Origin of the sequence: Chitinophaga sp. YR573 (assembly GCF_900110995.1) — a bacterium.
In the GTDB taxonomy this organism is placed as follows: domain Bacteria; phylum Bacteroidota; class Bacteroidia; order Chitinophagales; family Chitinophagaceae; genus Chitinophaga.
The window spans coordinates 1037413-1060685 of the sequence record NZ_FOJF01000003.1; the positions used below are offsets into that span (position 1 = coordinate 1037413).

General features: G+C 41.6%; 17 protein-coding genes. 11 read left to right on the plus strand and 6 right to left on the minus strand.

Annotated features, from left to right (window positions below; all coding sequences use genetic code 11):
* Positions 1-34: 34 nt before the first annotated feature.
* Positions 35-1018 (plus strand): DUF5996 family protein, encoded by a 984-nt coding sequence (locus BMW86_RS30665; protein WP_089788293.1) that lies wholly within the window; start codon positions 35-37, stop codon positions 1016-1018.
* A 62-nt stretch (positions 1019-1080) separates the two neighbouring features.
* On the plus strand, positions 1081-2076 hold the full coding sequence (locus BMW86_RS30670) for a serine hydrolase domain-containing protein (RefSeq protein WP_089787503.1): 996 nt from the start codon (positions 1081-1083) through the stop codon (positions 2074-2076).
* On the opposite strand, the gene BMW86_RS30675 is transcribed toward BMW86_RS30670, so the two are convergent.
* On the minus strand, positions 2062-3294 hold the full coding sequence (locus BMW86_RS30675; protein ID WP_089787505.1) for an InlB B-repeat-containing protein: 1233 nt from the start codon (positions 3292-3294) through the stop codon (positions 2062-2064). The two genes, BMW86_RS30670 and BMW86_RS30675, sit on opposite strands and share 15 nt — an antisense overlap.
* A gap of 189 nt (positions 3295-3483) precedes the next feature.
* Here BMW86_RS30675 and uxuA point away from each other — a divergent pair, with 189 nt between their 5' ends.
* Positions 3484-4665 carry a mannonate dehydratase gene (gene uxuA / locus BMW86_RS30680; RefSeq protein WP_255373047.1) on the plus strand — a complete coding sequence of 394 codons (1182 nt, stop codon included), beginning with the start codon at positions 3484-3486 and terminating at the stop codon, positions 4663-4665.
* A gap of 28 nt (positions 4666-4693) precedes the next feature.
* Here the strand turns inward: uxuA and BMW86_RS30685 are convergent, their stop codons facing one another.
* The 4 genes from BMW86_RS30685 to BMW86_RS30700 form a co-directional block, all read right to left on the minus strand.
* Complete coding sequence (locus BMW86_RS30685) at positions 4694-5458, minus strand: isocitrate lyase/PEP mutase family protein (RefSeq protein WP_089787507.1); 765 nt, start codon at positions 5456-5458, stop codon at positions 4694-4696.
* A 12-nt stretch (positions 5459-5470) separates the two neighbouring features.
* Positions 5471-5851 carry a YybH family protein gene (locus tag BMW86_RS30690; RefSeq protein WP_089787509.1) on the minus strand — a complete coding sequence of 127 codons (381 nt, stop codon included), beginning with the start codon at positions 5849-5851 and terminating at the stop codon, positions 5471-5473.
* A gap of 67 nt (positions 5852-5918) precedes the next feature.
* Positions 5919-6734, minus strand: a complete 816-nt coding sequence (locus BMW86_RS30695; protein WP_089787511.1) for a helix-turn-helix domain-containing protein — start codon at positions 6732-6734, stop codon at positions 5919-5921.
* Between the two features lie 119 nt (positions 6735-6853).
* Complete coding sequence (locus BMW86_RS30700; protein WP_089787513.1) at positions 6854-7408, minus strand: hypothetical protein; 555 nt, start codon at positions 7406-7408, stop codon at positions 6854-6856.
* A 204-nt stretch (positions 7409-7612) separates the two neighbouring features.
* Between BMW86_RS30700 and BMW86_RS30705 the strand changes: the two genes are divergently transcribed.
* The 7 genes from BMW86_RS30705 (at position 7613) to BMW86_RS30735 (ending at position 18340) form a co-directional block, all read left to right on the plus strand.
* Positions 7613-8128 (plus strand): sigma-70 family RNA polymerase sigma factor, encoded by a 516-nt coding sequence (locus tag BMW86_RS30705; RefSeq protein WP_089787515.1) that lies wholly within the window; start codon positions 7613-7615, stop codon positions 8126-8128.
* 56 nt (positions 8129-8184) lie between these two features.
* On the plus strand, positions 8185-9090 hold the full coding sequence (locus BMW86_RS30710; RefSeq protein WP_089787517.1) for a FecR family protein: 906 nt from the start codon (positions 8185-8187) through the stop codon (positions 9088-9090).
* 57 nt (positions 9091-9147) lie between these two features.
* Positions 9148-12615 carry a SusC/RagA family TonB-linked outer membrane protein gene (locus BMW86_RS30715; RefSeq protein WP_089787519.1) on the plus strand — a complete coding sequence of 1156 codons (3468 nt, stop codon included), beginning with the start codon at positions 9148-9150 and terminating at the stop codon, positions 12613-12615.
* Positions 12616-12625: 10 nt separating this feature from the next.
* Positions 12626-14116 (plus strand): SusD/RagB family nutrient-binding outer membrane lipoprotein, encoded by a 1491-nt coding sequence (locus BMW86_RS30720; RefSeq protein ID WP_089788298.1) that lies wholly within the window; start codon positions 12626-12628, stop codon positions 14114-14116.
* Between the two features lie 11 nt (positions 14117-14127).
* Positions 14128-15624, plus strand: coding sequence for a DUF5689 domain-containing protein (locus BMW86_RS30725; protein WP_177189451.1), 1497 nt, complete (start codon positions 14128-14130; stop codon positions 15622-15624).
* 7 nt (positions 15625-15631) lie between these two features.
* Positions 15632-17119, plus strand: coding sequence for a calcineurin-like phosphoesterase C-terminal domain-containing protein (locus BMW86_RS30730; RefSeq protein WP_089787523.1), 1488 nt, complete (start codon positions 15632-15634; stop codon positions 17117-17119).
* A gap of 99 nt (positions 17120-17218) precedes the next feature.
* The gene (locus BMW86_RS30735) at positions 17219-18340 is read left to right on the plus strand and encodes an ankyrin repeat domain-containing protein (RefSeq protein WP_089787525.1); all 1122 of its coding nucleotides are present in this window, start codon (positions 17219-17221) and stop codon (positions 18338-18340) included.
* Positions 18341-18695: 355 nt separating this feature from the next.
* Here the strand turns inward: BMW86_RS30735 and BMW86_RS30740 are convergent, their stop codons facing one another.
* Complete coding sequence (locus BMW86_RS30740; protein WP_089787527.1) at positions 18696-19949, minus strand: MFS transporter; 1254 nt, start codon at positions 19947-19949, stop codon at positions 18696-18698.
* 363 nt (positions 19950-20312) lie between these two features.
* On the opposite strand from BMW86_RS30740, the gene BMW86_RS30745 reads away from it, so the two are divergent.
* Positions 20313-23273: a SusC/RagA family TonB-linked outer membrane protein gene (locus BMW86_RS30745; protein ID WP_089787529.1), complete on the plus strand. Its 2961-nt coding sequence runs from the start codon at positions 20313-20315 to the stop codon at positions 23271-23273.

Sequence of the window (23273 nt, forward strand, 5' to 3'; positions counted from 1 at the left end):
TTTTTTGTTAAATTACTATTCTCAATTGTTTGCTATGGATAAGACTGCTTTACAACAAATACAATGGCCCGTACTGGATTATAATAGCTGGAAAGATACACTAGCTACTGTGCATCTATGGACGCAGATTATAGGAAAGATCCGTCTGAGGAAGATGCCCTGGTTAAATCATTCCTGGCATGTGACGTTGTATGTGAATCCCTATGGATTGGGTACAGGAAGCATTCCATATGAGAATGGGATTTTTCAGATAGACTTCGACTTTATACACCATGAGCTGGTAATTGTTACCAGTAATGGTAAAAGGGAAACGGTAGCTCTGAGGCCCAGAACCGTTGCCAGTTTCTATAACGAAGTATTTGAAAAGTTGAAAGTATTGGATATTGATGTAACCATTTATACCGTGCCCTGTGAATTAGAAGGAGTCATTCCTTTTGAAAAGGATGAAATCCATCAGTCATACGATCCAAAAAAAATGGAAGACTACTGGCTGGCGCTTGTAAAGATCAACAACATCTTTACCCGGTTCAGGGCCCGCTTCACCGGCAAATGCAGCCCTGTACATTTCTTCTGGGGTGCTTTCGATCTTGCTGTTACAAGGTTTTCAGGAAGAGATGCACCACAGCATCAGGGAGAAGCACCTAATATGCCCGCGGATGTAATGAAGGAAGCGTATTCCAAAGAAGTAAGCTCCTGTGGATTCTGGCCAGGCAATGATCAATACCCACACGCTGCTTTTTATGCTTACTGTTATCCTGCTACACCTGCTTTCGGAGAACAGCCTGTTAAGCCTGCCGGCGCTTTCTATAGTAAGGAGATGGGAGAGTTCCTGATGCCATATGAGGTAGCTATGCAGGCAGATGATCCCGAAGAAGCGATATTAGCATTCCTGCAAACTACCTATGAAGCAGCAGCCATTACAGGTAACTGGAATCGTAAAGAACTGGAATGTGATTTTACACAGTTCGAAACAGCATATGGGTGTTTCAAAGAAGTGACGAATACTTTGGAGGATTAACGAAATAAAGTACTATAAAGCAAATTATTGTTGCAATTTTACGGCGCAAAATCCGTAATAACATGTTACCCGCCGACATATTTAAAGAGGTTATACAAGATCTTCCAGACCAGACTACCATTGCGATAGCTATCCTGAAAAACGGCCAGATTTCTTTTGATGGACTGATAAAAACAGATGGTGTAGTGCTGCCATCGAAGAATGAACGTGCTATCTTTGAAATTGGTTCCGTGACCAAAGTATTCGCCGGGTATATACTGGCGCGATGGGTGCTGGGAGGAAAAGTGAAGCTGCATGACCCTATTAGCCAGTACCTGCCTTTTAATCTACATGGTAATCCGCCTATCACATGGGCACAACTGGCGTTGCATACGGCTGGGTTACCCAAAATGCCACACGACATTGAACAATACCCTGATTATGATCCTGCTAATCCGCTCAGGGATTATGATAGCCAGCGGCTGGAACATTATTTATCCAATCAGTTGCAATTAGATAGCCAGCCCGGGGAGGTGTATCAGTACTCAAACCTTGGTTTCGGGATACTGAGTTACATGACGTCTCATATAGAAAGAAAGTCATTTGCCGATTTGGTAGAGGAGCATATTTTTAAGCCATTAGGGATGGTCAATTCATCCTTTGATGCAAAGAGTACTTCCGCAATAAAAGGCATTGATGCGGCCGGCAATACCTGCCCACATTGGGATGGTGGTATCATGAACGGCTGCCTGGGTATTCTCTCTTCTGCGGAAGACCTGATCAGGTTCGGCGCTATCTACCTTGATTCCTCAAGTGATATTGTCAATTTCCAGTTGGAAAATACTTTTGACGTACCGCCTGGTGGTTTTCATAGTAACCTGGGATGGGGGCAGCGGACTTTACCCAACGGTATTCCCATGTTGGGCATCAATGGCGGAACAGCCGGTACAGGCGCTTCTTTGCTTGTAAATCGCCGGGATCATTCCGCCATTGCGGTATTGACGAATATTGTTCCGGAATACTATATGGAACACATTTACCCGTTGAATAAACAATTGCTGATATCACTGACACTGTGAAGTAAGAAATTTGATAGTTGTTTTATTGAGATCACTAAAGAAATGGTGTGCTGCATACATCTCATCAATCTGGTCCGTTACGAAAAGCCGTTGGGAAACGTTGAGTGATTTGTAAGTAGGGTAGGTAGTCGGATTAGCCAGTAAAATTGGCGCCAGGCTATCTGCCGTTATTGTCATATAATTTTTAGCATCCATCCAGTGATTCGTTTTCAACTCATTGAAAAAGGCCGTAGAAGTTGTTATACTGATATCAGATCTTCTGGCAAAACGTTCCGGATAAGCAGGTGATTTATCCTGCAGGAAGTATTTACTGCATACTCCTCTACCTGTTAACAATTGAGAGTAGGTCAAAGCATCTGCATCTCCCTGAGTGCCTACCTGGTCATTATCATCATACTTAGCCATACAAAACTGGAAAGGTATCACTGAAGTATTGAAAACTACCTGAAAACCCTGTGCACAATAAGCGATACCGGATTTAAATTTATATAAATAAGATAAAGAACAGGAGAAAGCACCACCATTACTCATACCTATAGAGTACAGAGGGATAGTTGGATTGGCATAACCCCGTGCATAAAAGGTGTCACGTATCGCTTTGATATTGGCATAGTCTATACTGGTAGTGCTATCCAGCGGTAAGGTTTGCCATCTCAGGTTTCCGTCTCCGTTTGTGTCTGTTCCTAATGATACCTCTTCTGCTTCTGTAACAACCACGGCAAAGCCTGCATTTACCAGGTCTCTTATCATCAGTATCCAGTCGTAGTTGTTAGCGATATTCTGAGCACTGCCACCGGTACCATGCAGCAGAAAAGCAATACCCTTAGGACTGGAAGGGAAATAATAGTATACATTTTTCAGAATGTTCACGCCTTTTATCTTCTCATATTGCAGTGTATAGGCAACTGATGTTTTTGTAGTAGCAGTGACTGTTACATTCTGAGCAGGCATCACAAAGCTGTTATGCCATTCTCCGCTATTCTGTAAGAGATTGGTAAAGCCTGTCCAGCTATCAAATACGGCATTGTCCGGAATAGCGGTCGACCAGATATTTACAGTATCCCCAATTTTATATTTACCACTTCCGTAGCCATTAACGACAGTAACCGTAGCGCTGTCGGTAATAGTATTGTTGTTATCCGGAGCAGGAGTGCTGGATTTCTGGCAGGCGCTAAACAGAGTCAGGCACAGCAGTCCACCAAATAATAAAGATCTCATAGTGATTGTCCCTTTAGTCAAATGTGCTAACAAGATAAAAATCTATAGTGATATTTACAAGATTATTTTAATATGAGTATTATGTTGATTATCAGTATGTATTATCTAGTCTGAAAATATACAATCGGTTGCATTTTAAAATTGCCTTATATTCGTTTCGCCCTTTTTATATCAAAATCCATGTTATTAATGATGAACTATACAATGGAGAAAACCATGAGATGGTTTGGCCCAAATGATCCGGTTACCTTATCAGATATCAGACAATCAGGATGTACAGGCGTAGTGACTGCCCTGCATCATATACCTGTTGGCGAAATATGGACGGTTACAGAGATCAATAAAAGAAAGGAATTGATTATGGCAGCAGGCATGAGCTGGACTGTCATCGAAAGCCTGCCTGTAAGTGAGGAAATCAAAAAACAATCCGGTGATTATCTGAGGCATATAGTGAATTATAAGCAAAGCTTACGTAATGTAGCGTCATGCGGACTGAAAGTAGTTACCTATAATTTTATGCCGGTGCTTGATTGGGTACGCACTGATATTGCTTATACCTTAGCGGATGGCTCGAGAGCGTTACGTTTTGAACGGTCTGCCTTTATTGCCTTTGATCTGTTTTTATTAAGAAGACCAGGTGCTGAAAGTGATTATAATACAGAAGAAATCAATAAGGCATTCCTGTTATTGCAGTCGATGAGTAAAGAGGCCCAGGCAACGTTGTATAAAAATGTATTATTAGGATTACCGGGAAGTGATGAGCCATTCACTGCTCTACAGGTATTAGAGGCACTGGATACTTATAAAGGAATAGATGCAGACCAGCTACGGCAGCACTTATATTATTTCCTGCGGGAGATCATACCCATTGTGGAAGAAGCAGGATTAAAACTGGCTATCCATCCGGATGATCCTCCTTTCCCTGTATTAGGACTGCCACGCATTTTAAGCACTGAAGAAGACGTTAATAAGCTGTTACAGGCAGTTCCCTCAGCAGCTAATGGATTATGCTTCTGTACAGGTTCATTTGGCGTAAGAGCAGACAATGATCTGCCGGGTATGGTGCAGCGATTGGGAGATCATATCCATTTTGTTCACTTACGCAATACTCAAAAAGATAAAGACAATAACTTCTTTGAATCCAATCATCTGGAAGGAAGCGTAAACATGTTTGCAGTGGTAAAAGAACTGGTATTATTGATGCAAAGGAAAGGCATTTCTATTCCTATGAGGCCAGATCATGGGCATCAGATGCTGGATGATCTGAATAAAACCACTTATCCCGGCTATTCGGCTATCGGCAGGTTAAAAGGTCTGGCTGCATTAACAGGACTGGAAATGGGCATTGTCCTTAGCGAAAAAACAAACTAAAGGTTGCATCTTGCAACCTTTAGTTTTATTAAAATAGATGTTCAAAGCTACCATCTGTAACTATCTCTCCAACCAACTCATTCATTCTTTGATAAATATTCTTATGTAAGAATGGTCCCATGCTAATTCTCTTAACACCTGCTTTTTGTAAATGCTTAAAATCAGGTAGGCCCGGAATACACATTACATTAACAGGTAACATTGAATGCGCTGTTACTTTTTCTATATCTGCCATCTTTGTAATGCATGGTAAAAACAGGCCATGTACTCCTGTATGCTGATATAGATCAATCCTCGAAATGGCATCATCCAGCGCATTGGGTAAACCAAGGAGAAAGCTGTCTGTACGCACATTAATAAACATCCCAACATCCAGCAAACTGGTAATACGTTCCAGCTTTTCCGCAAAAACTTTTGCATCAACGATACTTCTTTTGCCACTGACTACAATTGAATCTTCTATATTGATACCGGAAACCCCTGTTTCGTGTAATCGTCTTATAACACTGACAATCTCTTCCGGCGTATCTCCATAGCCAAATTCTATATCAACAGTAAAAGGAATAGAAACAGCAGCAGTTATATTTTTAATAATAAATAAATACTCTTCTATGCTCATTTCCTCTCCATCTGCATATCCCAATGTTTCTGCTACAGCGGCACTGGATGTACCTATCGCTTTAAAGTTTTGTTGTTCGAATATTTTAGCGCTCTGTGCATTCCATACATTACCTATGAGTAATGGTATGGGTTGATGATGTAATGCTGAAAATTCTTCAAATCTGTTTTTCATGTCTGCTATTATTTAAGGTATGAGATCAGCTTCTGCGCCGAATGCATGATCAATAATAATTTTCCAGCTGCCATCAGCCTGTTGTTTCATTACCTCTATACCTTTAGCGCTGATTTTCACCTCGCCATTGTCGGTAATACTCCATTCAGACCTTCCTACAGCAATATTCTCTGTCTGGAGACAGTAAACAGTTTTAATCTCCATTTTGCCTTTGATAGATAAGATACTCTTTACTGCTTCTTCAAATTTTTCTTTTCCGGAAACGGATGTTCCTGGTTCAGGTACTATAATACCTGTAACATCATACATGCTCATTACAATGTCAGCGTTACCTGTGTTGAATGCGTTTGCCAGTGATGCATGCACATCTTGTGCTTTTGTTGGTAGATTCATTTTTTGAGTTTTTAGTTATACAAAACTAAACCTCATGGATCTACTGAAATTGTACAAATCGGAAGTATTAGTTAGTAGCTAATATCTGATTGATGGGAAGTGTTTGTGTAGCAAATGAAGTGGGGGTAATACCTGTAAAGAGTTTAAATTCCCTGATAAAATGGGACTGATCAAAATAGCCTGCATCATAGGCTACGCCTGTTAACTTCTGGGTGTTGGCATTCAACAGATTTAGACTATACTGAAAACGGTTGATCTTACAAAACAGTTTAGGGGCTAATCCTGTATATTGAGAAAAGAGTTGATTCAGATAACGGGTAGAGATATTATTTCGGATAGAGATAGAGACTATTTTTTCATTGGTACAATCATTTTTCAGGCTATCTGCAATCTCTCCGATAAGCTTGATCTTACTATGTTTTTTATCGGAAATAGTGAGTCTGTCCAATAAATATTCTTCTACTAATGTAATTCTGTTATGGAGGGTTGTAGTTCCTAATAACTTTACATGCAGACGCTTAATCGACGGGCCAAATAAATCAGCTGCATCAATGATATCATTATTAAATTCAGCTACATTTTCTTTGAAGAAATAAGCGGCAGAGTAAGGATAAAACCGTATCCCCAGCATAATATTCTTACCTGTAGATTTTATAGCTAATGGCTTCGTAATCTGTCCCCAGAGTTCTATAGCAGGTGTAGTATTAAACACACCATCTTTCCTTGTTAACCAGCTCCCTTCTCCCAGGTTGAAAATCACTTCCATATTCCCGCTGGGGAATACAATATCATCAAAACTTACATCTGAGTTGGATTCATAGAAATAGAACCCCTTGATGTAAGGTCTTAATTGCAGACAGGGAAGAATTTCTTTAAAGGTCACAATTCTCTTTTTTTCACGAAGTTATAGGGAATAAGATACTAAAAATTGTACAAATCGGAACAGTTTTCTGTGGATAAAATAAGGCCGGATTTACTCCGGCCTCTTGTATATTTTGTTAATTATTTGTTCAATCCTTTACTTATCAGATAGGTACCTGTTGAAATACCCATTAGTATATAAGCATTTGAATCAAAAATCGGATATTCCATCTTTTGGAAAAACATGGTGAGGTAGATCCCGATATAAACAAAGGTGAAAATAAGCTGCTGAAGACGGGCAATTGATAATTGACCGGTATCGTCTTTCAGAATATCTGCCCAGAAGCCTGTTGTTTGAACCGTCAATGATTTTAGTAATGGATTGTCTGCTGGATTAGCTTTTTGACTGTTGTTAATTATCTGCGCGGCAGCAGTTGTTCCGCCCGATATTCCCAGTAGTACTAATCCGGTTAAATTGATATCCGGATGATGGCCTGTTACGTTCCCCCAGTAAAGAGAAAAAATAGGACAGATGACAAGTGTCCATAACCATAATTGAAATTTATTGAAACTGTATGGCTTTCCTGCCATATTTCCTTCTTTTAGTAAATCGGTACGCCACCCTACAATTAAAATGGCTAAGAATACGAGTATGGCAATGATGATGGAAATGGCGGAGTATACGTCTTCTGACATTTTAAATTGTTTTATTGTAACAAATATACTTTTTCTAAGTGGCTCTCTTGGTGCTTACAGACGAAGGTAGGAGGATGAGAATTCTTAAAAAATACCAACTACTTTGTATTTTTCACAAAATCTTCTCCTAAATTTAACAGCGAATTAATACAAAGTTCACACTGTAAAACTACTTTCGCCCCCAAAATCACTTCCGGTACTGCGATGGCATTCAACAACCTACATAATGAAATATATTTCGACAGGTTATTCAAAGAAACCTATCCCAATACCATTATGTACCTGGAGAAGATCAGCAATAATAAAGAACTGGCCAGAGACCTCGCCCAGGAAGCCTTCCTGAAAGTGTGGCAAAAGCTGGTATTACTTCCGGAAAACAGGGAAGAAAGACTACGTTACATACTAATAATAGCAAGAAACTGTTTCCTGGATCATCTGAAACTGGCCTTAAAAGAAAAACAACAACAGGAAGCCTACTCCAGTATTCAAATAGAAAAAATCACTACGAACGACCTGGAAGTAAAAGAACAACAACAGATTATCGACTATACCATTAATACCCACGAAGAACCTGCCCGCCGCTACTACCTGTTAAACAGGGAAGAAGGACTTACCTATAAAGAAATCGCACTGCAGGAAGGCGTCTCCGAAAAAACAGTAGAACGTTATATCGGTCGCGTACTCCGATCATTAAAAGCTTTAATGGCCACTATCTGGTAACAATTCCTTAACGTAACTACCTGACGGTAACCAGTACATTTTGCTGTTCTTATAGTATGGACATCAGGAAACAACTGGACGATTTTGCAGCAGGTAAATTAAACGCCGCTGAAAAGACTGCCTTAAGACATGCATTAGCCGCGCTCACAGAGCAGGAACGTATGGATCTGTTTCCTGTAGATGCCTATATAAATGAGAACTTCCAGCTGCCGGAAGAAGAAATAGTCACTGCATTAGCAAAAATAAAAAGAAATACATCTAAAAGAAGGGTCCTTTTCACCGCCTGGAAATACGCCGCCGTATTCCTGTTAATCCTCGGCAGCGCCTTTTTATTAAGGAAAAACACAACTTATAAAAAACGCAGTCTCCATGTACCGGACGGTAACCATGCATCCCTGGTATTATCAGATGGTACCCGTGTTACCATCAACGGTGGTAGTGAATTGGAATTCCCGGAAAAGTTCACAGGAGCAGAACGTATTGTATACCTGAAAGAAGGTGAAGCCTATTTTGAAATAGCTAAGAATCCCCGCCAGCCTTTCATCGTAAAAACCTCACAATTAAACATAAAAGTACTGGGTACATCATTCTCTGTCAGGGATTATAATAATGAGAATCATGCATCTGTATCCGTTAACAGTGGTAAAATCGAATTGGAGGGACGGCTGTTAACAGCAGGATACGGATCCGTACTGGATAAACATACAAGAACATTCACTAAACTGGATATCGATACTACTGCAACAACAGCCTGGATAAGAGGGGAGTTTATTTTCCAGGATGCCACTTTACAACAGGTATTACAGGTACTGCAACACAGGTACCCCGTGCATATTGTGGTGAAAGACCCGCAACTATTGCAACACAGATTCACCGCCACCTTTAGGAATAATAGTATTCAAAGTATTATAGAGCAGTTAAACCTGATGAGTAACAAGGACAACCAGATAATTATACAATAAAAAACACCCTGCTGTAACAGGGTGCCGAAATTCAGTACAAGCTAAATTTTAAAATGAATGAACAAAGTTACAAAAAAGCGGGGAGGCCCGTTCGGAATTTTTTGCCCGTACCCGAACGGTATCATGTTCGTACTATTCTTATTTTGGGCATTATCTGTCAAAGCACAATCCGCTGAGCCAAAACTGGATATCACCATGGAAGGCCAGCCGCTGAAAAGCGTGTTCCAGTTTATCCAGAAGAACAGTCCATACCTGGTTAATTATAGTGGCAATGAAGTAAATGGTAATACACTCGTTACCATCAACCTGCAGCATGCTACCGTACCTGAAATTTTACGCACTGCGTTAAGAGGTACGGATTATGAATATACCCGCAACAGTAATGCATTTGTTATCATGCGCAAAGTGGAAGACGTAGTAGTCCGCGGTAGAGTAACAGATGAATCCGGGGAAGCGCTGATCGGTGTAAATATCCGGCCTAAGAACGGCAGCAAAGGAACCGTTAGCAATATAGACGGTAACTATTTCATTACCATTCATCCTGGTACTGTTCTTTTATTTTCTTTCCTGGGATATGCATCGCGTGAGTTTACCATCACAGAAACTAAAAAGCTGGATGTGCGACTGGCACCAGACCGTAAAGCATTAAATGAAGTAGTGATCACTACCGCTTTAGGCATAAAAAGAGAAGAGAAGTCGCTTGGTTACTCCACTACAGTAGTAAAAGGAGAAGAGCTCACAGAAGCTTTATCTGCTAACTGGACAGATGCGCTCTCCGGAAAAGTAGCTGGTCTTAACCTGGTTAGATCAAATGCGGGTCCTACCGGTTCCAATAAAATCATTCTGCGCGGAGAAAATAACCTGAACGGAGATAACGAAGCGCTCATTGTTGTAGATGGAGTGGTGATCAATCAGAGTAGTGGTCGGCGTAACGGTATCAGCGGGGAATCTTCTTATGGTACCAGTAGCGATAACATGCCAGCTGACTATGGAAGTGGTCTCAATGATATCAATCCGGAAGACATAGAATCGGTTACTGTGCTGAAAGGTCCCGGTGCTGCGGCTTTATATGGCCAGCGCGGTGCAAACGGCGCGTTGATCATTACTACCAAATCCGGTAGTTCTAAAAGGAAAGGTCTGGGTGTTACATTCAACTCTAATGTTTCCTGGGAAAACGTGAACCGCTGGCCTGATCTGCAATATGAATACGGCCAGGGCCTGGACGGAGCCAACTATTATTCCTACGGTGCTTCTCCGGATGGAGCGAGCACCAGCGGTACCAGTTCTGCTTATGGCCCTCGTTTCGACGGACAGAAATTCTATCAGTATGATCCGGTAACACAGGCACAGGGGAAAGAAAAAACACCCTGGGTAGCTTATCCTAATCAGATGCAGAAATTCTTCAATACCGGAGAAACCTATACGAATTCAATCAGTGTAGATGGGGGATCTGATAAAACAACTGCCCGTTTCTCATTCACCAATGTATCTAATAAATGGATAGTCCCTAATACCGGTTACAAACGTAATACGGTATCTATGTCTGTTAACTCAAAAGTGAATGATAAACTACAGATTTCATCAAAAGTAAATTATACAAATAAATGGAGTGATAACCTGCCGGGTTCCGGTTATGGTAACCAATCCCTCATGTACTGGTATATATTCTGGCAGCCTAATGCGAACATCGACTGGCTAAAAAACTATTGGGCAAAAGGACAGGAAGACCGTGTGATCAAATATCCGTTCAGTTCCTTCCCTGAAAACCCATACGCGGTAGCTAATGAGTTTATCAATGCAACTAACCGCCACGGTATCACCGGAAACGTTCAGGCTACCTATAGCTTTACGAAGGAATTAAGTCTGACTGTAAGGACCTCTGTAGACTTCGCCTATGAACAACGCTCTCAGGAGCGTCCTTATGATGCGGGGGCTAAATTGCCTAAAGGAAGCTACCGTACACAGAATCTCTTTTCCATGGAAGCCAGCAGTGACTTCCTGTTAAAATATGCTAAAAGGATCAATCCCGATTTCGAATTCTCGGTAACAGCCGGTGGTAGCTCATTAAGAAATACCTATAACAAAGATGAAACCCGTGCGGATTCACTGACGTTCCCCGGTATTTTCACAATGGCCAATGCTGCCGGACCACTGGTAACAATGCCATTGAGAAGCCGTTATGCAATCAACAGCTTTTACGGCTTAGTGGCTGCCAGTTATAAAGACTTCCTCTTTGCGGATTTTACCGCCCGTAAGGACTGGGCCAGTACACTGGCTACACCCAGTCGTACTACAAACGCAGGGTTCTTTTACCCATCTGCGAATGTGAGCTTCATCGCATCCGAAGTATTCAAACTCCCCAAGGTTATCAACTTTGCAAAACTGAGATTCTCTGCATCAGGTGTAGGTAGTGGAGGTACTACTTCTTACCTCACGGCCTACAGTTATATCTCTTCGGGCAGCTTATATAACGGCGGACTGGAAAACCCTGCTTTATTGGCGAATCCTGATCTCCGGCCATTAAGGACCATCACTTATGAAGCAGGTACCAATATCCAGCTGTTTCAGAACCGTCTGGGCATGGACCTCGCTGTGTACAGGGGGAATACCAAAGATCAGCATTTAAGGCGTGTAGTTGACCGCGCTTCCGGTTTTACATGGGTATTAATCAATGCCGGAGAAGTGAGCAATAAAGGGTTGGAATTGGCCTTAAATGGCACGCCTGTTAAAGTGAAGGGTGGATTTACCTGGAATACCAACATCATATTCTCTGCTAATAAGAACAAAATTGAAAGGCTGGCAGACAGCTCATTAGTACTACGGACAGGCCCTGTAGGTGGTGGCCAGATCGTAGCACAGGTGGGTGGAAGTATGGGAGACCTCTACGGAAGAGGATATCAGCGAGCTCCGGACGGTCAGGTTATTTATGACGGGACCACTGGTGTGGCTTTGCTTACAGAAGGAGTGAAATACCTGGGTAATATCATTCCTAAATGGAAGCTGGGCTTCAGAAACGACTTTCAATACAAACAATTCAACTTACATCTCTTATTCGATGCCCAGTACGGTGGCGTAGCCCATTCTCTCACACATTACAAACTGGCGGAGCAGGGGAAAACGAAGAATACATTACCAGGCAGATACAATGGTATTATTGGGAATGGTGTGGTCCAGAATGCAGATGGGAAATTCAGGAAGAATGATGTGATAGCTACCGATATCGATGAATATTACCGTTCTCACTTTGGTGTGGATAATGCAGAAGGCAGCGTATTCAGGACCGACTTTATCAAATTCAGAGAGGTTAGTCTGGATTACACCTTCAGTCCGAAATATCTCAAAAAGATAGGGTTACAGCGTGCCACCGTAGGGGTGTATGGACGTAACCTGCATATCTGGTCTAAGTGGCCCATATTTGATCCTGAATTTGGGACACTTAACGGAGATGATATCACACAGGGTTTCGAGATTGGTCAGTTCCCGTCTACCCGCACCTTTGGATTTAATTTATTACTTGGATTCTAATTTTTGTAAGATGAAGAAAATAATATTGATGTTAAGCATCCTGCTGGCATCATGCACAAAAGATTTCCAGGAGATCAATACGGATCCTAATGGTACACCTGTTGCATTACCGCAACAGCTTTTACCACCGGCATTAGTCAGCACTTTATCATACAACATGTTGCGCAACCGCAATTTTAATAATGAGCTGATGCAGGTAACGGTAGATCTGGGAGATGCGGAAGGGAAAGTATTCAGATATGATTACCGCGCTACCTGGGCAGATTATCTCTATAACGGATGGTATTCTGAACTTACCAATTTTAAAGATATCTATAAGATTGCCAGTCAGGAGTTGAACTATAACAAATCCTATATGGGTATCTCTTTAATCTGTCAGTCGTGGATTTATTCCATGCTCACAGATACCTATGGTGATGTCCCTTATTTTGAATCCAACCTGGCCAAAGATAGCGCTATTTACGAACCCCGTTTTGATAAACAAAAAGATATCTACCTGGATATTTTCAAGAAACTGGAAGAGGCAAATACGCTGTTAACTACGGGCACTGCGATCAGTGGCGGAGATCCTGTGTATAGCGGGAATGTGCAGAAGTGGCGTAAGTTCGGCAATTCATTATATCTGAGATTATTGTTAAGAATTTCCGGTAAAGCGGAAGTCTCCGATAGCTGTATTGCAAAGTTTAAGGATATCGTAGAAACGAATGCAGCTAAATATCCTATAATGGCCAGCAATGATGAATCGGCTATTTTGAGATGGACAGGAATAGGGCCTTATTCATCTCCTTATCTGAGTGTAAGAGAACAGGATTTCAAAGCGCCCGGTTTAGGCAGTTTCTTTATCGATCATTTAGCTTCCTGGAATGATCCCCGTATTGATATTCCTACCTATGGCAGCAATGGTATCAACAGGTGGGGGATAGCGCCTTATTCGGGTTCTTATCAGGGCATTCCAAGTGGTTATTCTCCCGGAGATAATCCTATTAAAAAATCTTATTTCTACTCGAATACATCTACTTCTTCTTTAATGACAGAACCATTAACAGGTATGATCATGAATTATGCAGAGCTGAAGTTTATCTTGGCAGAAGCTGCTGCAAAAGGATGGATCGGTGGTTCTGCGGAAACCTATTATAATGATGGGGCTTTAAGCAGCATTACCCAATGGATACCCACCTGGCCCATGGATATTAAAACATTCCTCTCTGCCGCGGATATTGAATGGGTAGAAAGTGAAACGCTGGACCAGAAGATGGAGAAGATCCACTTACAGAAGTACTATGCACTTTTCCTGGAAGATATGGAACAATGGTTTGAATACCGTCGTACAGGACACCCTTTATTACCTAAAGGACCAGGGTTAAAGAATGGTGGTATTATGCCGGCAAGGATGACTTATCCCGTGTATGTACAATCCACCAATCCTACGAACTATAAACTTGCTGTAGCTGGCCAGGGATCTGATGTAATCTCTACACAGGTATGGTGGCAAAAACCTTAATTATGAAAACAATGAGAACAATATTGATATACGCAGCCTTGCTTTTTGTGTGGGGATGTAAAAAGGATACTTATCCGGGTGGAAGTATCAGTCCATATATAGCGCTCTATGATATCAGAGACCTCTACCGGGGAAACGATGTTGTACTGACAACCGATAACATGTACGGATCAAACAGTATAGCCGTAATGGTGGTATCGGACCATTCCGGTGGTAACTTACCTGCCGGTTTGCTGGTAGTACAGGATAGCCGCCGTTTATCTCAGTTAAGAGGGATCTCTATTCCTTTAGGAACAGAAGCTGCCGATTATGTACCAGGTGATTCCCTCATCATTCATGTAGAAGGGAAAGTATTAAAGAAGGTAGATGGTATTCTGGAACTCACAGGTATTAAAAAAGAAGATATCACTAAAGTATCTTCCGGAAATCCGATCCCTGTTAACAGGGTAACGACGAACCTCATCGTTGCTAACCCTGATGCTTACGAAAGTACATTGGCTGTTGTTGTAAAGGGAGGCTTTGATCCGCTGCCCGGGCCAAAAGATAAATTATCAGGTGACAAGGTGCTGAATGATGGATTCGGGGATATTGCTTTGCATACAGAAGCTACGGCTTTGTTCGCAGATAGCCTGATGCCGGTAAGCGCTAATTTCTACGGAATAATGTTTAATGTAAATGGAACACCACAGTTCCGTGTGCGTAAGGGTGATGATGTGGTGGTGTTGAGTTCTACCATAGAAATTGCGTCTGTTCTCATCACAGGATTTATCAGTGATGTAAAAGGGGCAGATGGCAATTATGAATACATACAGATGATGGCCACGCAGGATATTGATTTTGCTGCTACTCCCTATGCTGTGGTGGTAACCAATAATGCGAATGCTTCTATCCCTACCGGTTACCCTGCCAAGGGATGGGCTACCGGCAGCATGCGTACATTTAAACTGAATCTGTATACTGGTAAAGCAGCTAAAGGAACTTTCTTTTATGTGGGAGGTGATGGAAAGATGATCAATGGTCCTGCTTCAACGAGTATAAGTTCTTCTAACTGGATAAGGGCTTTCAATTATGTAACCAATGATGGTGATGGTTTTGGTACCAAAACCGGTGGACTGATGGCTAACAGTGGGAATGCTTTCGGGATGGCTGTATTTAAGGATTCAGTCGTAACTGTAGACTCCCGTCCGGTAGATGTTATCTTTATCTCTTCAGGTGGTAGTTTGTATACAGAAGGCCCGCCGGCTAAAGGTTATCGCATTACCAATACGGATTTCTACGATGTGATAAATCCTGTCACCTTACAGGAACAACCATTCTACAGAAGTGGTTCCAATACGATCAGCCTTGCTTATAACACGGCCGATCTGGGTTATTTCTACATGTTGGGGGGTACTTATAATCCGGCTTTAGGGAAATGGACAAAAGCCAGGACACAAACAAATGTACTGCTGACTAAAACATCTGCTCTCACTGAAATTGAAGGCACCGGATCTACTACACTCAAATAAAACATCTATGATCAACAGAAGGAATTTTTTAAAGAACGTAGGACTGACAGGATCTTTATTAACCATGCCAGCAGCGTTGCTGAATGCAAAATCATTAGCAGCATCACAAACAAATATTGATCTTTCAGCAATAACTTTAAGAGGGAAAGTGCAGTGTGAAGGAAAAGGAGTTGCGGGAGTACCCGTAACAGATGGTATCAATATCACGTTAACGGATAAGAATGGGTTATACGAACTGATAAGTAATGCCACCGCAGAATTTGTATATATCAGTGTACCTTCCGGGTATGCATTTCCGGAGCATAAAAGCATTGCGGCATTCTATAAACCTATCTCTAAGAATAATTATAAAAATGATTTTAATCTGGAGAAATTAAAGGTAGATGATCGTAAGCATACCTTTGTTGTTTGGGCAGATCCTCAGATGAAAACTAAAAAAGATGTAGAGGTTTTAATCAGTCAGTCGGTTCCGGATTTGCAAGCTGTTATCAAATCTTATCCTGCCGATACATTGATTCATGGCATAGGATGTGGTGACCTGGTATGGGATGAGTTCGAATTATTCGAAGATTACAAACATGCTGTTGATATGTGTGGTATTCCTTTCTTTAACGTGATTGGTAACCATGATATGGATAATGAAGCGCGTACGGATGATAAATCTGCGAATACATTTAAACAGCAGTTTGGCCCTACTTATTACTCTTATAACAGGGGAGAGCTACACTATATAGTACTGGATGATGTGTTCTTTTTAGGAGTTGCAAAGAAGTACATAGGTTACATTACGGAAAACCAGCTGCAATGGTTGGATCAGGACCTGGCGCTTGTAAAACCGGGTACTACTATCATAGTAAGTCTGCATATTCCTACTTTCACCGGCAATGCACGCAGGGCAGGAAAGGTTGAAGATGTAACAGATGGTGGTACTGTAGCCAACAGGCAGCAGTTATATAAAATGCTGGCTCCTTACAAGGTACATATCATGAGTGGTCATACGCACTTTAATGATAACTGGGAAGAGGGCAATATCATGGAACATAATCACGGTACTGTATGTGGTGCCTGGTGGACTGGTCCCATTTGTGGAGATGGTACACCTAGTGGTTACGGTGTATACGATGTAAATGGCTCTGACATTAAATGGCATTATAAATCTACCGGTCTGGCAAAGGACAAGCAACTCAGGATTTATCCGAAAGGCAGGGTTAAGGAGTCTCCGGATGAACTGGCTGTGAACGTATGGAACTGGGATAAGAAATGGAAGGTAGAGTGGTTTGAGGATGGTGTGTTGAAGGGGCCGATGGAGCAAAAGGTAGCTTATGATCCCTGGGCATTTGAATTGTATGCAGGCCCATCACTTCCTAAAGTCCGCAAATTCGTAGAACCTGTATTGACTGATCATATGTTTTTTGCAAAACCTTCTGTCGATGCTAAAAAGATTACGATAAGAGTAACGGACAGATTTGGAAATGTGTATGAAGAATCAGTTTAATAGTAAAAGGCGTCCCGGTTATCCGGGACGCCTTTTTTGTCCCTGTCTGCATCAGATTGAATAAAATAAGTATATTTAGCCTAAGCTAAATAAAAACCTATGTCCCTGTTTAGTAAATGGTTTAAAAAGGAAGAAAAAGAAAAGAAAGAAGTAGAAGAAAACCCACTCCCATGGATAGAAGCATCCGAGAACCCATGGGGCGTACGGCTCCTGGATTTAAGGCCCATCTCCCAGAAAATGCTCTCAACATCTTCAGATCCGCAGATGGCTACAAATGCAGTGTCATATGGCAGCGACGACGGCACATCCTTCATAGGTCAGGAACCCGTAGATAAAACCACAATTGAAACAAACATTACCATTCCTATAGACGGATATTTAGCTCCCGGCGTATTGTTTATCCCCAATGTAATGGAACATAAGTGGGCTATTTATTTCCATGGGAATAACATCCTCTTCATTCGCAGCTGGTTAAGGAAGGTATTTGTCATAGCTCAGACTGTGCAACATAATAATCAGCTGATTATCGAAAGAGTGCAGGGGAAATTTACAGAAGTAGAAGAGCCAGTATTTACTATAGCCATGCTTAAATTTATCCTTATTAGTCATGCTATAAATAAAATAGTACCAGCTCCTCTCCCGGCAGACCTGATATCTTCTACCAGAGCAGCAGGCATGTGGGCATTTTCTTGTTATGGTAAGATGGCGCACATCGGCATATTTGATGAAACATTTGAGATTAATGCGACTAAACCATTACGCTCGCATTCATTACTGCATATAGCCGTAGCAAGAGGAGATATGAAAGAAGCAGAGAAACAATTAGCGGCTGGTATTTCACTGAATTACCTCGCAGGAGATGGTTTAGCACCATTGCATTGGTCTATCTCAAATGATGATGGTATCACAGAACAGTTATTACTGCTGGGTGCTGATCCTGATGTTATTTCTACTGAGGGAGCTACCCCTATGATGAACGCCGTGCAATCGAACAAAATGGAACAGCTGTTGCTGTTGCTGAAGTGGAAGGCAAATGTCAATGCGCGGGACTATAGAGGGTTTACCTCATTACACAGGGCTGCTGAAATGGGCCATGAAGATATCGTGAAAGTACTATTGGAGAATGGCGCTGATAAAACAATCGTAGCAGAAGGACATACCGCACTTTCCCTGGCAGAAATGGGAGAGAATAAAAACATTATTCAACTGCTTCAAAATTAAAAGAGGCTGACTCGATTGCGGTTAAGTCAGCCTCTTGGTACGTTCTTTTATAAGAACCTGTAACTGCTAAGGGTTTTCATAGGATAGGGACTGAGACAAGAACTACATAGGAATTGGAATAGTAATAAGGTTCATAGGATAGTAATAAGGTTCCATAGGATATGTGTTTATATAAGATGTGTGTTTATTTAAGTCGGAACCTGGTTTTTTTATAAAGCATATGGTTAAAATTGTAAAACGGTTTTCAATAAATGGTTGTTATGGTTATATAAGTTTGAATAAGTTTGTTCGTTTTTGTTAATGCAAAGTTGGGCAATATATTAGAACTATTAATAACGGTTTTCAGGTATTTATTTCAGGGAGTAGCACTTTTTTCGATCTTGATAAGCGGTATTGCGGCAAAAGCGATCAATAACATAAAAGTAGCTGTTATAACAAATAACCCTGAACCTACTATATGGTAGAGGAAAGCACCTGAGACCAACCCTATAATACTGGCAAGGCTTCCCGCACTTCCGGCAAACCCCTGGATCATACCCTGTACATGTTCATCTCCGGTATTAGACAGTAAGGCCACAAAAGATGGCCACATGATACCATTTCCAATAGCAAAAAGCAAGGCGCCTGTATAAATTAACACTATGTTGTTGAATTGCAGCAATATGAAACAGATGCAGAGGATAAAACTGCCTGTAATGATCAGGGAGGCGCCGGAGAATTTCTTTGCAAGGAAAGTTAATACAGGTCCTTCTACCAGTACCATCATCCCGCTTAAAAAAGCAAAGAAGATACCCAGTTGTAATACGCTCCAGTGTAGTTCTCCGGCAGCATATACAGGGAACCCTACATAAAAGAAATTGAATCCTAAAAATATCAGGAAGTATAAAGTGAGAAAATAGGGGACATTGGGTAATTTAAGTACAGAGGAAAGACGGTATAATTCCACTGTTGGGATCACTTTTTTATCAGTCTGCTTAAGTACAGAGGAAAAACGGTTTAACTCCATTGTTGGAATTACAGTCTGCTTATCCGGATGTATACGGAAGTGAATTACAAAAACAGCCACGAGAGAAGTGAGGGCGGTAGCAATAACAGGCAACGTATTTCCCATAGCAGTTGCACCTAATATACCCGCCAGTAAGGGCCCGAATATTACCCCCAGGTTAGAAGCCGCTGCCATTTTTCCGAAGTTCTTCTTACGGTCTTCATGAGCCGAAATATCTGCTACATAAGCATTGGCTACTGAAACATTACCACCGGTAATCCCGTCCAGGGCTCTGCCTAAAAATATAAAAAGCAGGGGTATACTGAAGAGCGATGTTTGCTGATAAGGTAATAACAGGCCAATGAGAAATATGATCCAGGCAACGAAGGTACCGCCTTCACTTATCAGCAGGATCTTTTTACGTCCGAACTTATCAGACCATGCACCAAGAATAGGGGAGCCGATCAGTTGAAAGAAGGAGTAGGTAGCACTTAGTAATCCATACACCACTTCATGCCCACCCAGCTTGAATACGATCACTACCATAAAGGGAATCACCAGACTGAATCCCAGTGCATCAATGAATGTGACCAGTAAGATGGGGAAGAGGGGAGTTTTCTGCATGACTTCAATTTAACGAATGTTAAGTGAAGTCGTCATCAAACCGATGATTTATACATCAAAAAAGCCGTCCAAGCTTTTGGGTGCACTACAATTGTAATTAACGTATGTATTTGAATATCAGTTAGTAGTGATTTTTACCCCTCTTATTGATAACCTGGGAAAGGCGAAAAATACCCCTTCTTTTACGAATAATGACCCCTGTCTTCTTATGGGAGGAGAGTACTTTTGGAATGCTGATAATCAACCAAACCTATACGTAGGGACAAGTCGTACTCTTTTTAATATTAATAAATTCCCGAGATGAAAAAAACTACGCTATTGTATTTTTTAAACCGTTTTCTATTATTCATTTTATTCTCTGTCATGTTTTTTCATACTGGCAATGGACAGGGAAAAACTGTAACAGGTGTTGTCAAAGACTCCAGTGGTACTCCTTTACCCGGTGTGCAGGTGATAGTTAAAGACACTAAGATTGCTGCCAGGACTGCTGCTGATGGAAAATTCAGCATTGCAGTCCCTGATAATCAGCATGTGTTGGTATTCAGGTATATCGGCCTTGCTACAGAAGAACTGCCTGCTACTGGTACTGATATGGGAAATGTCATTCTAAAACCGCAGTCTGTCGGTTTGCAGGATGTGGTGGTAGTAGGATATGGTGTGCAGAGAAAATCCGACCTGACAGGTGCCGTTTCCAGCATTAAAGCTGCCGATATTACTAAAATAGGTGGGAGTAATGCCGCAGAAGCCTTACAGGGGAAAGCTCCCGGTGTACTGGTATTAAATGTAGGGGCACCGGGCAGTGCACCGATTGTTCGTGTTCGTGGTATTGGAACCAATGGTGATCCCAATCCTTTGTATATAGTTGATGGCATGTTCGTAAATGATATTCAGTACCTGAACAGCCACGATATTGCCTCTATGGAAATATTGAAGGATGCCTCTGCGACTGCTATTTACGGGTCCCGGGGCGCCAATGGTGTGATACTGGTAACCACTAAAAAAGGAAGATCAGGTAAAGCAGTGGTGAATGTCAGCGGTAGTGAAGGTTTCCAGTTTCTGACACGGCGTTATGATGTTGCCAATGGCAGTGAATATGCCCGGTTACAGAATATGATAACGGGAACCAATGTTTATCCGCATCCAGACTCTCTGGGTGAAGGCACCAACTGGTTCGATAAAAGCACCCAACGGGGCTGGGTAAAAGATTACCAGTTATCCATTTCAGGTGGTTCTGAAAATACCAGCTATAATATTAGCGGAGGCTATTTTAAGCAGGACGGGGTGATGAAATTTACTGATTATGACCGGTTCACATTGAGGGCTAATAATGAATACAGGCTGAATAAACGTTTAAAGATCGGGCATAACCTGTCTATGAGTAATTCGAATACGACTGGCATCGCCAGTAGTTCCGGCCTCCGGGTATTCAATGCACTTGTCCGCATTTCACCATTGATCTCTGTATATGATGCCAATGGTAATTTTAACGCAGGACAAGATCCCGATATCATTAATCCTTATGCAGCACTTTATTATGGTAAAGATGCCAATAATAAGAGTCTGCGGTTTGTGGGCAACGGCTGGTTAAATTATGAGGTGATTCCGGGTTTAGTTTTCCGCAGCAGTTATGGGGTGGATTATTCATATGACAGATACCATTATTTCGAGCCGGCTTATACCATTTCAAGTCCTAATCAGATCCATGCCAGCAACTCCTTAACAGAAAACCATGTCAATAATAAAGTATGGTTATGGGAGAATACCCTTACGTACGACAAACAAATTGGCAAGGACCATCATTTGAATTTATTAGGAGGGATCACCGCACAGGACGGAACGTATGATAAACTTGAAGGAGTGGGTACAGGACTGGCGTTTGACAGTCCGGATTATCAATACCTGGGTGCTGTACCTGCAGGTAACCTGAGCGTGACATCCACTGCTTACAGTGAATCAATGCTTTCCTATCTTTTCAGGGCTAACTATTCGTTCAAAGACCGTTACCTTTTTACCGGTACTTTCCGCGCTGATGGTTCCTCTAAATTCGGGCCGGATAACCGTTATGGATATTTCCCTTCCCTGGCACTGGGATGGCGCGTATCAGAAGAAAATTTCATGCAGCGTATCTCCTGGATAGATAACCTGAAATTACGTGCCAGCTGGGGACAGGTGGGTAATAATAAAATTAACAACTATATAGCTTATAGTACCGTTACGCAGGATCCTGTTTATAACGCGTTGTTCAATGGGGTGTATGCTGTGAATGGTACTGTTACAAACGCATCAAATCCTGCTATTAAATGGGAACGCACTGTACAAACAGATGCCGGTATTGAGTTTGGAACGCTGAATAAGCGATTGAATGTGGAGTTTGATTATTTCAACCGTGATACTAAAGATTTACTCCTGATTGTTCCCATACCCGGAGGATCAGCCGGTATAACACCAACCTATTCAAATGTAGGCAGTATCCGTAACAGGGGGATTGAATTCCTGGTAAACTGGAACGATCATGTAGGTGATTTCAATTATGGGATCAGGTTTTCAGGAAGTACTTACAAAAATACGGTACTTAATTTTGGTGGTCAGATTATCTCCAGTACCCAATTCTTATCTTCTTCTGTACATCGAGGCGAAAAGGGTCAGCCTATCGGTTATTTTTATGGCTACAAAACAATTGGCATTTTCCAGAGCCAGGCACAGATCAGTGAATACAACGGCAAAAACAGCCAGGGGAAAGAATACCAGGCTAATGCTAAACCAGGCGACCTGATATATGCTGATACAGATGGCAACGGGTATATTACAGGAAATGACCAGACAAATATAGGATCACCTCATCCTAAATTTATTGGAGGTTTAACACTAACAGCTTCTTATAAAAACTTTGATTTTGCAATAGACCTGATGGGCAGTTTTGGTGCAAAAATTTATAATACTGCCCGTAACCAGATCACTACTACCACTACTAATCTGCACAAAGACTGGTTAAGAGCATGGACTCCCACCAATACCAATACTGATATGCCACGGTTGGCAGCAAACTCCAACAACTCATGGGGATCAAGTTTTAATGTGCAGGATGGTACCTATGGTAAGATCCGCAATGTGGAGCTGGGCTATAATATGCAGAAAAGTCTGTTGGACAAAGTTAAGATCTCTAACCTGCGCATTTATGTAAACCTGACGAATCCTTTATACATCACAAAATACAAAGGATTTTCACCGGAGATTGCCAACGGCAACGTATTGGAAATGGGAACAGATTTCAGCACGTACCCTGTTTCTGGTACTGCAAGGATAGGTGTGAATATGACTCTCTAA